The 11,518-nt window shown below is 43.2% G+C and carries 16 protein-coding genes; 1 reads left to right on the top strand and 15 read right to left on the bottom strand.

The genetic code is table 11. The features are described from left to right. Positions 1–67 precede the first annotated feature (67 nt). The 9 genes from HMPREF9380_RS05660 to miaA form a co-directional block, all read right to left on the bottom strand. Positions 68–658 carry an HD domain-containing protein gene (locus HMPREF9380_RS05660; RefSeq protein WP_002933371.1) on the bottom strand — a complete coding sequence of 197 codons (591 nt, stop codon included), beginning with the start codon at positions 656–658 and terminating at the stop codon, positions 68–70. A 94-nt stretch (positions 659–752) separates the two neighbouring features. Next, positions 753–1,793, bottom strand: a complete 1,041-nt coding sequence (locus tag HMPREF9380_RS05665; RefSeq protein ID WP_002933368.1) for an acyltransferase family protein — start codon at positions 1,791–1,793, stop codon at positions 753–755. 139 nt (positions 1,794–1,932) lie between these two features. Beyond that, positions 1,933–2,481, bottom strand: coding sequence for a hypothetical protein (locus tag HMPREF9380_RS05670; RefSeq protein ID WP_002933366.1), 549 nt, complete (start codon positions 2,479–2,481; stop codon positions 1,933–1,935). A gap of 15 nt (positions 2,482–2,496) precedes the next feature. Next, positions 2,497–3,216 (bottom strand): class I SAM-dependent methyltransferase, encoded by a 720-nt coding sequence (locus tag HMPREF9380_RS05675; RefSeq protein WP_002933363.1) that lies wholly within the window; start codon positions 3,214–3,216, stop codon positions 2,497–2,499. 6 nt (positions 3,217–3,222) lie between these two features. Next, positions 3,223–3,978 (bottom strand): SDR family NAD(P)-dependent oxidoreductase, encoded by a 756-nt coding sequence (locus HMPREF9380_RS05680; RefSeq protein WP_002933362.1) that lies wholly within the window; start codon positions 3,976–3,978, stop codon positions 3,223–3,225. Further along, complete coding sequence (gene rnz / locus HMPREF9380_RS05685) at positions 3,975–4,904, bottom strand: ribonuclease Z (protein WP_002933361.1); 930 nt, start codon at positions 4,902–4,904, stop codon at positions 3,975–3,977. The genes HMPREF9380_RS05680 and rnz overlap by 4 nt, the downstream gene beginning before the upstream one ends. Before the next feature lie 10 nt (positions 4,905–4,914). Continuing rightward, positions 4,915–5,538, bottom strand: a complete 624-nt coding sequence (locus HMPREF9380_RS05690) for a hypothetical protein (RefSeq protein WP_002933360.1) — start codon at positions 5,536–5,538, stop codon at positions 4,915–4,917. After that, positions 5,531–6,769 (bottom strand): GTPase HflX, encoded by a 1,239-nt coding sequence (hflX, locus tag HMPREF9380_RS05695; RefSeq protein WP_002933359.1) that lies wholly within the window; start codon positions 6,767–6,769, stop codon positions 5,531–5,533. Before hflX ends, HMPREF9380_RS05690 begins: the two co-directional genes overlap by 8 nt. Positions 6,770–6,800: 31 nt before the next feature. Further along, a complete protein-coding gene (gene miaA / locus HMPREF9380_RS05700) occupies positions 6,801–7,685 on the bottom strand; it encodes a tRNA (adenosine(37)-N6)-dimethylallyltransferase MiaA (protein ID WP_002933358.1) in 885 nt (294 codons plus the stop codon). A gap of 82 nt (positions 7,686–7,767) precedes the next feature. On the opposite strand from miaA, the gene HMPREF9380_RS11475 reads away from it, so the two are divergent. Continuing rightward, on the top strand, positions 7,768–7,938 hold the full coding sequence (locus HMPREF9380_RS11475; RefSeq protein ID WP_002895160.1) for a DUF3042 family protein: 171 nt from the start codon (positions 7,768–7,770) through the stop codon (positions 7,936–7,938). Between the two features lie 92 nt (positions 7,939–8,030). On the opposite strand, the gene HMPREF9380_RS05705 is transcribed toward HMPREF9380_RS11475, so the two are convergent. From HMPREF9380_RS05705 to hisE, 6 genes are all read right to left on the bottom strand, one after another. Further along, entirely contained in the window at positions 8,031–8,429 is a 399-nt protein-coding gene (locus tag HMPREF9380_RS05705) for a hypothetical protein (protein ID WP_002933357.1), read from the bottom strand. A 196-nt stretch (positions 8,430–8,625) separates the two neighbouring features. Further along, positions 8,626–8,991, bottom strand: coding sequence for a nuclear transport factor 2 family protein (locus tag HMPREF9380_RS05710; RefSeq protein ID WP_002933356.1), 366 nt, complete (start codon positions 8,989–8,991; stop codon positions 8,626–8,628). Positions 8,992–9,074: 83 nt separating this feature from the next. Then, positions 9,075–10,001 carry a helix-turn-helix transcriptional regulator gene (locus HMPREF9380_RS05715; RefSeq protein ID WP_002933355.1) on the bottom strand — a complete coding sequence of 309 codons (927 nt, stop codon included), beginning with the start codon at positions 9,999–10,001 and terminating at the stop codon, positions 9,075–9,077. A gap of 16 nt (positions 10,002–10,017) precedes the next feature. After that, the gene (locus HMPREF9380_RS05720; protein ID WP_002933354.1) at positions 10,018–10,356 is read right to left on the bottom strand and encodes a GNAT family N-acetyltransferase; all 339 of its coding nucleotides are present in this window, start codon (positions 10,354–10,356) and stop codon (positions 10,018–10,020) included. An 11-nt stretch (positions 10,357–10,367) separates the two neighbouring features. Further along, the gene (locus HMPREF9380_RS05725) at positions 10,368–11,117 is read right to left on the bottom strand and encodes a PHP domain-containing protein (RefSeq protein WP_002933353.1); all 750 of its coding nucleotides are present in this window, start codon (positions 11,115–11,117) and stop codon (positions 10,368–10,370) included. A gap of 33 nt (positions 11,118–11,150) precedes the next feature. Next, on the bottom strand, positions 11,151–11,465 hold the full coding sequence (gene hisE, locus HMPREF9380_RS05730; RefSeq protein WP_002933351.1) for a phosphoribosyl-ATP diphosphatase: 315 nt from the start codon (positions 11,463–11,465) through the stop codon (positions 11,151–11,153). Positions 11,466–11,518: the final 53 nt, after the last annotated feature.

The following is an 11,518-nucleotide window of genomic DNA, read 5'->3' as shown; positions in this document are numbered from 1 at the left end:
TATTATAACATGAAAAGACTGGTTCAACCAGTCTCAAACTTTCTATCTGCGAGCAAGTTCCTAAGCCTCATTCATCCAGGTAAAGTCCCTTAGCAACACTTCTATCAATAACTTCCTGAGCTAATCCCCAAAGACTTTCAGAGGTTTCTTGAATAAAGGATTTCTTTGCGATGACCTGCGACTTAGTCAAGCCATGAGGGTTGTCATAGGGCTGAGCGACTTCCAAGTGATTGAGCAGAGGGACCAGAGCATCCAACACTCGGGCATATTTAGCCTCTATGCTAATGCCAGTCTCAAACTCCTGCCAAAGCTCTAAAAAGGATTCCTGCTGATCTGATGGTAGCTTGTCCAAACTGATTTTCAAGGACTCCAACTCTCTATCGTAAGAATCGCTCCTGCCTACATCGTCAAAGATAAAGGTATCGCCAGCATAAATTTCTCCCAAATCATGAATCAGTAACATAGACATGACCTTTTCCAGATTGACTTCTTCGGGGATATATTCTCGAAAGACTAGCGCCATGAGCGCACCCTGCCAACTATGCTCAGCAGAATTCTCAAAACGATAAGCGTCCAAGGTCCGATTGTTGCGATGAGTGGCTTTCAGTTTTTCCAGCTCATTGGTAAAAGCTAACTGCTGCTGTAGACGTTCAAGCATGTGGAACTCCTTTGAAATGTTTTATAGCTAAATTCTATTCAAAATTGATAGTTGCTCTTAACGCTCTATATGATTTTCTTCAAAAACTAAACTTTCACTTCTTTTCTGTTTTTTTCCCTCGCCATCGAATCACCAACTCTGATGTCAGGTGGGTCAGGATAATCGTCAGAAGGAAGGCCCAACGGCCATTTTCCCACTTGGTCAGCTGCTGGGATTTGAGCAGAAAAAAAGATAACTCAATAAAGATAGGATGGAGGAAGAAATAAAGGATACTTAGATCTTTTAAACGTCGCCAGTTTTTTTCACGCTTCCACTGAGTTTTTAACAGCCAATTGAATAAGAAAAGTGTAAAGGGAATGAGAGCAAAGAAAAAATTTTTATCCAGTCCCTGCCTGATGTAAACCAGTACTCCTTCGCCTACTAGGAAAAGACTTGCCAACAGAAGAGACAGCCAACGTTTCTTCTGAAATAAGGCTATCTGCCCGTAATCAGCTAGAAAGTAGCCTAAATAGATAAAAATGGGCGTATAGAAGAGGCCATTCCTGCTAGTGAAAAAGAGCTTGGCATAAGCATCATACCAGTCTGTCAGCAGACTAGGCGACAGATAGGCGTGATATGTCTCAATAGCACCTAAGGCGTAGAGAACCAGTAAAAGAACAAATGTTTTCTTGGGACCCAACTTCCTATACAAAAAATGGACCAGCAGCAAGCCTAAGAGAAAGGCGGGGATATACCAGAGCTGGTAACTCATTCCGATGTAGAAGAGCGCTGCTAAAATAGCCAGCGGAGCTAGGTAGAGAGGCAAGTGCAGAGATTGGAAGTAAGTCAAAGCATAGGGGAGATAGACCAAGCTCCAAAAGCCATAGACCTTTAAAATGCCTTTAATATACAGAGGCAATTTCCCAGCATAAGGCTCTCGCTTCCAGTGTACTCGGAAAAAATAGGCTAAAGAAATTAAAACGAACATCACTGCCATGCGACCAAACATACTCTTCTGAATAAAATGTAGAGCTTCATTTTCAAAAAGTCTCTGGCAGTGAACCAGAATTAGCATAATGGAGACGATATATTGAAAAAGGCTGAGCAGGGCATAATTGACTGGCTGTCCTGACCCTACGACTTCTCTCATTTGCATCAATCTTTCTCCTTACGAGGTTTGTTTAAGATGTAAATGAACACTTTTTCATTCGATTTAGGTCTTGACTAGGCAAACAATCTGAAAGACGACAATCTGCCTTTCTTACTACTTTCTATTAAAAGATCTGCAAACTAGATTATTTTAAAAATATAGGATAGTAAACTCGATATGTTAGAAGAAAAACTAGTAAAAAATTAATAACTTGGGAAAGATATAGAATTTTATTGCTTTTCTTTCCTTTTCTCCCATACTGGCAATAGAGATAAAGAGAAAATGTCAACACAGAGTAAAGTTGACCTAGAAATATTTCTGATCTGTATTGACTAAGTAAGTTAAACCCCTTGCAGATAAGAATAAAAACAGGCAGCTGACATATCATCGTCATTATTAAACTAATTGGAGCTGCAAAAAAAGATGATTTTCCCGTTTTCAACGAGTTTCTTAGTGATTTAAACCACATTACAAGGTAAAAAATCCCATAAATACCAATCAAAACTAAAAAAAGAAAACCTAATAGTATACCCGACTCTAAAGAAGAAGTTTGACCTGTACTAAATGCTTGACCAAAACCAAAAGCAAGTAGAATTAAGGCAAAAAAACTCAAAGGAGGACCTATTAGTAAAACCAACCAATTATAAATGTAACATAAAGCATAATAATCCTTTTGTTTCTTTAAAAATTTCATGTAAATCCTCTCATTTTAAATCTCTCTATCCTTCCTTAGCCAAACATGCTGAAAGGCAGCGATGTCTCGATAAGGAGATTGGTTGCAGACAGCCTGCTCCATCTCAAGCATCTTTTGAGCCCAGTCAGGGGCAGCTTTGTAGTCATTGGATTGCAGCCCGTAAAAAATTCGTACTCCCTGATAATCTTCAACTTCTAATGGAAGACCTGAGATAACTTCCTGAACCTGATAAACCTTAGCAGCCCCCATACTGTGAGTTTGATATTCCTGCCCCGCTAAAAGCTGCTGGGCCTTTTCTGGGTCATTTTCAAAAACCACTGTATGCACAATGCGCCCAACCTCGTGATGCTTGACCAGAGAAATTTTGCCGCTCTTTTTTAAGAGGCGGGAAAATTCTGTTAAATAAAGAGCAGGGGCAGATACATACTCTAAAACATTATGACAAACGATGACGTCAAAAGACTGGTCAGGTAATTTTTGCAGAAGCTCCAAGCTGCCTTGCAATTGCTCATAGGAAAAGTTCTGCTTGCGCTCGGAAATCATTTCTGAACTAGGCTCGATGGCGGTCACTTGGTTGTTTTTCGCTAGAAAATCAGCCACAATTCCAAAACCACTGCCGAAATCAAGGATTTTCTGGCCCCTCAGCGACTCTAGAAAGGCAAAAACAATATCATACTGAAGCTTGCCCCAAGGCGCCTGCAGATGAGCTTTGTAGGCTTGTAGATTAGCTGTCATGAGACCTCACTTATAGTTAAACATATCGGTTGCCATCTTGTCGGCAATTCTTGGAAAAAGGGTATAAAGCTTGTGAGCTAGATTGAGAATCCCTGGTAGATTCATTTCCCGCTTCTTTTTGCCAAAGGAGCTGACAATTTTGCTCGCTACAAAGTCAGGCTCAAGGATATACTTATCCACTGCTTTTACATAGGAACCGTCAGGATCCGCTTGATCGAAAAAGGAAGTTTTGATAGGACCTGGGTTCACTGTCGTGACATAGACCCCAAAAGGCAGGAGTTCCAAACGTAGGGCATTGGAAAAACCAATAGCCGCAAACTTAGTCGCTGAGTAAAGACTGGACTTGCTACTGGCAATGAGGCCGGCCATACTAACGATATTGACGATATGTCCTTGACCTGCCTGCTTCATGCGAGCTCCAAAGATCCGGGACAGGTTCATCAGGGCAAAGGTGTTGACATCAAACATGGCCTCGATATCATTTGAGCTGATTTTGTCAAATTCTTCAAAAATCCCATAGCCAGCGTTATTGACTAGGACATCTACGTGGTCGTACTGACTGTCAATCCGCTCAGCAAATCTTTCCAAAGCTGAGCTATCTGTGATATCTAGCTCCACTAGGTCAAGATTTTCCCTTTCTCCATATAGTTTTTCCAGCTTAGCCTTGCTCCGTCCGACCAAAATCAGTCGGTCATGGGGCAAGAGCTTAAACATTTCCTGAGCCAGTCCACCGCTAGCCCCTGTGATGATGATGGTTCTCATATCTCCACCTCTTCCAAGTCTTTGACCACATGAACCTTTTCAAAGACAGCACTTGCATCGCGACGCATTTGGCTGATGTCCTTGGCTAGAAAGCGAGCACTGATATGATTGAGCAGGAGGCGCTTAGCACCAGCTTCCTTGGCTACTTCTGCGGCTTGCATATTGGTAGAATGACCGTGATTACGGGCAAGTTTTTCATCTCCCTTGCCATAGGTCGCTTCATGGACCAGCACATCTGCTGCCACTGCCAGACGGACGCTGGCAGCAGTCTTCCGAGTATCACCCAGAATAGCAATAGTTTTGCCCGGACGAGGAGCTGAGATATAGTCGGCTGCGATGATTTTGGTACCATCTTCTAGGACGATATCCTGACCATTTTTGACTTTACCAAAGAGGGGGCCAAAGGGAACGCCCACTGCCCGCAACTTGTCCGCATCTAGCGTTCCTTCCAAATCTTTCTGCATCACCCGATAGCCCACACAGAAAATTGTGTGATCCAGCTTATCCGCATAAACTGTGAACTTGTCCGTTTCAAGAATCTTGCCCAGACTATCTTCATCAAACTCATGAAAATCAATCCGATAAGGCAGACGAGAACCAGACACGCGCAGACTAGACAGAACAAAGTTCTTAATGCCTTTGGGACCAAAAATCTCTAGGTCCGTCTGCTCTTCATTAGCCTGAAAAGAACGACTGGATAGAAAGCCCGGCAAGCCAAAAATATGGTCGCCATGCAGATGCGTGATGAAAATCTTGCTGATTTTGCGCGGTTTAATCGTCGTCTCCAAGATCTTGTGCTGGGTTCCCTCACCGCAGTCAAACATCCAGACTTCATTGATTTCCTCCAACAGCTTGAGGACAAGACTGGACACATTGCGAGCCTTGGATGGCTGACCGGCTCCGGTTCCTAAAAATTGTAATTGCATGTTTTTCTTTCTAAATGATATAAATCATGGCAGAACGATTCTGCGAGTGGTAGTATTTCCTGCCAATATAGGACTGAGCTAGCTGACTGACTTCATCTTGATTATAGCCAAGAACTCTCTGGCTGCCATCCGATAGCTGCTGCCAATCGGTCAAAGCAGTCAGCGCCTGACTATCCACGACTTGAGATTCAGCTTTGAGAGGTACCATTTTTATTCGCCCAGCTTCTTCGTAGACCAAGTACTGTGGAAAGACTTGGGCGATTTCAAAGAGCAGGTCAGCTGTTACCGGCTCTGGCTTTTCAGGAAAGACCAAGCCGACTTCCTCACTCTCATAGCAAAAGCCGTAGGACTTGCCAGAAAGATTGAGCCGGACAAAAGGCTTGCTTTCTACAAAGCTAGGCTCCGCATTCCACAAGTCCAGCGCCTGACTGATTTCTAAAAAATAGGCTGTCGCGGCTTCCGGACTTTTCTTTTGATAAAGCTCAGCAAAGTAAGCATTGATAACGCTAGGCGGCGGTGTGATGAAGCTCAGCTTCTGCTCCTCTGTCAGGCCAGCCAATACTTGCTCTAAGTAGACCCTGTCTAGGCTAGTAAAACCGCCGTATTTCAGAGCCAGGTCAATATAATCAGTCATAAAATTCTTCCAGTTTCCATTTGTTTTTCTCGGCAATCCAACCTGAAATGGTTTCGATATCGTCTATATATTCTCGATTCCCCATAATCGCGACTTTCTCTAAATCATGAATCTTGTATGCTTTAGCCGGCGTTACCTTGATGGTAAAAGGTAAAAAGAGCTCTTTCATCCGCTCCAGCAGGACTTGCTGCAAAAGAGCTCTGCTATTGTCCGCCTTAGCCGAAATCAAAGAATAAGGAGTCAGGGTCGGAGTGAAATCCTCAGCCTTGTCCGCTTTGTTATAGAGAGTCAGCCGGGGAATATCCAGCATATCCAGCTCCTTCATGATATCCAGGACAGTCTTTTCGTGCTCCTCATGATGAGGGTCGCTGGCGTCAATAACATGGACCAGCAAATCGACATTTTTACTCTCTTCCAGTGTGGATTTAAAGCTAGATACCAGCTCTGTAGGCAAATCCTGAATGAAGCCAACTGTGTCTGTCAGAGTGACATTGAGCTGGCCACTGAGGTTGATGTTCTTGGTCGTAGCGTCTAGCGTCGCAAAGAGTTCGTCTGCCTCATACTGGCTCTTGCTGGTCAAGCAGTTCATGATCGTAGACTTGCCAGCATTGGTATAACCGATGAGACCGATTTTGAAAATACTGGATTCCAGCCGTTTTTCACGAACGGTAGCCCGATTTTTCTCGACCGCCTTGAGCTGGCGCTCAATATCATGAATCTGATTGCGGACACTACGTCGATTGAGCTCCAGTTGGCTTTCACCAGGACCGCGGGAGCCGATTCCACCTGCTTGACGGCTGAGCATAATACCCTGCCCAACCAAGCGAGGCAGCAGGTACTTGAGCTGGGCCAGATGTACCTGCAGCTTGCCCTCATGACTCCTAGCCCTCATGGCAAAAATATCCAAAATCAACTGCATACGGTCAATGACCTTAACCCCCAAGCTTTCCTCCAGATTGACATTCTGCCTAGGTGTCAGACGGTTATTGACAATGACAGTCGAAATCTCTTCAGCATCAACCATCTGCCGGATTTCTTCTAACTTGCCAGATCCGACAAAAGTCTTGCTGTCATACTTTTCCCGCTTCTGGCTATAGGAGCCGACTACCTCAGCCCCTGCAGTCTTAGCTAGGCTTTTCAGCTCCTCCATAGATAGGTCAAAATTTTCTGTGTCTGCTAGCTCCACACCGACCAAAAAGACACGCTCTGTTTTTTTCTCTGTTTCTATCATCTCATATCCTTACTAAGACTTGGTCAGCCAGTTACTTGTACAAAAACTTCCTGATATCCTCCATGACCTGATTCTTATAGTCTGGATTTCCCACCTGATAAAAAGTCACGGACATCCGGTTGCGAAACCAAGTCAGCTGGCGCTTGGCGAAACGGCGGGTATTCTGCTTGAGCTTGTCCACTGCCTCTTCTAGGCTCATCTGACCTTCAAAGTAGGGGAAAAGTTCCTTGTAGCCGATACCCTTGCTGGCTTGACTGGTAGGAGCTTTCTCAAACAGCCAGCGGGCTTCTTCCAAAAGTCCAGCTTCTATCATCAGGTCTACTCGCTGATTGATTCGCTCATAAAGTCGCTCCCGCTCATCATCTAGACAAATCAGCAGGGCTTCATAGTCTGGTTGATTGTTTTCTAGTTGACCACCTAACTGATCAATCTCTAGCGCCCTCATAGCCCTACGTCTATTTATCTGTGGAATCTCGATACCAAGCTCTGCTATTTTTTCAAATAAATCCTCATCTGACCAACTGTCCAGCTGCGCCCGATAGGCCAGAATCTCCTCGTGAGGAACGGAGCCGCCCAGATGATAGCCCTCGAGCAAGCTCTGGATATAGAGCCCTGTGCCACCGCAAATGATGGGCAGCTGACCTTGAGCCGCAATCTCGCGAATAGCCTGAGCCGCCTCAGTCACAAAATCATAGGCCGAGTAGCTTTCTCCAACCTCCCGCACATCCAGCAGATGATGGGGAATGCCCTCCTGCTCTTCAGGACGAATCTTGGCCGTACCAATATCCAAGCCACGATAGACCTGCTGGCTGTCACCGCTGATGATTTGGCCATTGAAGCGCTTGGCTACCTCGATACTCAGAGCCGTTTTTCCGACCGCCGTAGGCCCCACTATCACAATTATCTTGGTTTTCATCTTTTTTCCTTGAAAAAATTTTGATTTTTCGTTACTATTAATTATAACATAAATAATAAAAGTTCAGAAAAGGAGAAATCACATGGCTAAAGGATTTGGAAAAGGCGTTCTTACAGGAGTTGCAGCTACTGTTGCTGCTGTGGCAGGCGCAGTATATGCAGTTAAGAAAAAAGTCATCGAACCTGAAGAACAAAAAGCGGCTTTCATCGAAGAAAACCGTAAAAAAGCAGCTCGCAAACGTGTAGCACACTAAGCCTGCACATTTCACTAAAAAGCCTGGATTTTTTCCAGGTTTTTTATTTTTTGAAAAAACAGCAGTTAAATCGACTGCTGCAAATAAAGCTATTAGACTTTAAAAGCTCTCTCTTTCTTGGGCGGTTGAATGCCATGAGAGCTAAAGATATAATTGCTTAAGAGCAAGAATACTAACAACTCAAGCACAAAAAACAAATCGAAAGCAGGATTGGAAGACAGAGAAACGAAAGGAATTGCGACACACATAATTGTGATATAAAAAATTTTCAAGCGTTTGATATAAAGCCAGAAGAATTCAAGGCTTTGCCCGCCACTGATCTGCGACTTAGACTTACTTCCAGAGTACCAGATGATAAATGCTTCAGCAAAAAAGAATAGACCTAGCAAAATAATCATTCGCCAAAAATGAACCTGCAGTAGAATTCCCGCTGCTATCAATAACAAAACACCCAAGCTCAGTGCTAGCACTGCTCGCCTAGTATTAGTCATAAAATCAACTCCTTTATATGACTACGAAGAACAGTCAAATTCATTGTTCCTAATCGATTAGATTGCTCTAGGAGAACATATTTTATTTCGGCTTTATTTTACCACTTGGCAAGAAAACTTACAAATAATACGATAAATCATTTGTAGAAGTTATTGGTTACTGAAAAAAGCCACCATCGGTGACTTTTCTACATGCTTATCTCCCTTGCATAAACTCTTGGAAACGATGAGTATCAAAGTAAATAGTGGATGCAATTAACTTGTCTGATTCGTCAAATTTTAAAAATTCTGCGACATCCAATTCTAGTTCTTTTCCGTGTGGCGACTGCAGGCGATAGCGATTTAAAGCGGCTACTTCTCGTCCCTCTACAAATAACTTCTTCACTTCAAGATACTGACTTAAAGCATAGAATTGACCTGCACCTTGCAGATAAACATCACGCCCTTGCCTGATCTCCTGACTGTCGCACATTCCATAATCAAAATATTCAGCCACGAAATCTTCCCAGCCACCTTTATTGACTGCGGTAAAATAGCTTTCTGCTAATGTTCTTGTATCCATTTGGAACCTCCAAAAATAATATAGGCAAACACTCAAACAATGAGTTCTTCAAGCCATTTAAGATTATACAAAAAGCAATATGACTACAGTCTGTCATATTGCTGAAGATTTTTTTGAAGAGTATGAATTAATTTTCCCTGCAGTTTTTTTGGTGATATGACTTTTACTTGATGAGCAAAACTTAAAATCAATTCAAAAAAGGCCGGTGTCAATGCTCTGAAAGCATGGACCTTTATTCTGGTTTGCTCAACAGTGATTTCTTCTTCTGTGAAATGATCATAAATTTTTGGAAGCGCAGATTCTGTGAAAATCAACTCCACTTCTTCTTTACTGCCTTCAACTTTATCTTTGGATGGATTTAGAAAAAGATCTAGCTTTTCTTGAGATAAAAGAGGGTAATCTCCAGCTTCGATACCCTCTTCTACTTGCTGCAAATCACGAATCCTGCTGAGTTTGAAAAAACGAAAATCTAACTTTTCTAAACAGTAGCCGATAACATACCAAGCATTTAGTTTAAAAATCAGACGATAAGGAAGAATCGTTCGCTGGCTTTGTTCTTGTTTTTTAGAAAAATAAGAAAAGGAAACTTTCTTCCCTCTTTGTATAGCCTGCTCAATTTCAAGTAAATAATTTGTATTGAGAGACCACGAAGTAAGATCGAAGTAAAAAGGATTAACCTTATCGGCCGCTTCTTGAGAAACAAGCTTATGCTCAATATTATCAAAACTAGGATGTCCAACAATTTTGCCAACATTTTGGCTCATATTGATGATAAACTGCTTTTCTTCTTCTGTGAAAAAGCTGCTGTCCATCTTGTAGTCATCCGGTATATAAAAGCCACCCTTATCTCCGCGTTCTGAGTAGATAGGGATTCCAGCTAAGCTGAGCGTATCCATATCTCGATATACGGTACGAGTAGATATTTCAAAACGTTCAGCAATTTCTTTAGCTGTTATCTGCCTTTTATTCAAAAGGGCTAGTAGAATATAAATTAATCGTTCTAGTTTCATGAGTTTTCTTTTCTTATTACAATCGGCACAGCATCAAATAGTTATCTTCCCTCTCTTCAACCGTGACAAAGCCCAGTCTTTGATAAAAGCGAACGGCAGGATTGTCTTTGGAAACGGAAAGGGAGACACTTGGGTAGCCTTTGGCCTTGAGCAAGTCCAGCAGGCCGTCCACTTCTGCTGCTAAAGCCCAATCATCTGGCTGCTTGCCAAAGTCCTTGATATACATCTCTAAATCTGGCTCTTTCAGGATGCTTCTAGAAAGCGGCGCTAGACCTTGGGGAATAAAAATAGCTTGGTAAAGAAATTCCTCTAAGAGCGGGATTTCCTCTGATTTTAAGGGCCTAATCTCGGCCATGACTTCTCCTTCTAGATCAACTGCTCTTCGCCTATTCCAGCCTCTGTTAAGATTTTGGAAACTCGGTCAAATTGCAATCTAAAATGCTCCAGCTTGTGGCCGTCTGATCCCACTGAAAAGCGCTGGCCGCCCAGCTCCTTAACTAGATAAAGAGCGTAGATATAAAGTTCCTCGTGACCATATAGATACATGGACTTGCAGTTAAGCTCAAAGGCCAGACCATGGTCAATCATCTTTTGAAAAAGCTGTCGCAGCTCTGGTTCAAAAGTTTTTAAGTCCTCTACGGTAAGCGCAAATTTTCGGAAACCATAGTCAAAGTGAGCTAGTACATCTGCTGGCACAGCCTCAATAGCCTCTTCTAACTCTCTCAGGTAGGAGGGAATCAGCTCCATCTTGTCCAGCTGCAGGACTGGCTCTTCCAGATAGTCAAAGCTGCCATTGTGGTGGACAGACAGGAGCTTGAGGTCATAATCCTTGTCCGCTAGGAAAGCTAGGATATCGGCCTTACGCGGAGCGTAATAGCCAATTTCAATGCCCTTTTTGATGCGGTTGCCATATTGCTGGTTCAGCTCTGCTATTTTTGCTGAATAGGCCGCATAGTCAGGCACATCATCGTGGGGCGAGGTCGCTTCATAGGGGTAGGGATTGGACAAATCATAGTGCTCGGTGGTGACAATCTCGCCCTCATAATGGTCCAGATAGTCACAGAAATCTGCCTCAGAATCATAGGAAAAATAGGTATGAAGATGGTTGTCGCGCATGCTGGACCGCCTTTCTGCAAATCTTGTGTCACTTTAGTATTGGTCAATTTCAGGTCGGTCGTGAATCCGACTCTGCTTGCCCTGACGAGCCTGGAGGACGGCTTCTACCTCTTTCAGACTGACGCCAGTCTCGACGAGAGCGACCGCCAGATGGTAGAGCAGATCAGCTGTTTCATTGGCCATCTCGTCCTTGTCAGCATTTTTAGCCGCAATGACCACTTCTGTCGCTTCTTCACCGACTTTTTTGAGAATTTTATCCATCCCCTTGTCATAGAGATAGCTGGTATAGGAGCCTTCCTTGGGTTCTTTTTTGCGCTTGAGGGCTTCTTGATAGAGAGTTTCTAGCATAGTATCTCCTTGTTACTGTCCTTATTTTACTATAAAATACAATTCTTTCCAAT

The sequence above is a fragment of the Streptococcus sanguinis SK49 genome (assembly GCF_000212815.1).
Lineage (GTDB): Bacteria > Bacillota > Bacilli > Lactobacillales > Streptococcaceae > Streptococcus > Streptococcus sanguinis_C.
This window is presented reverse-complemented; position numbering and strand designations above follow the sequence as displayed.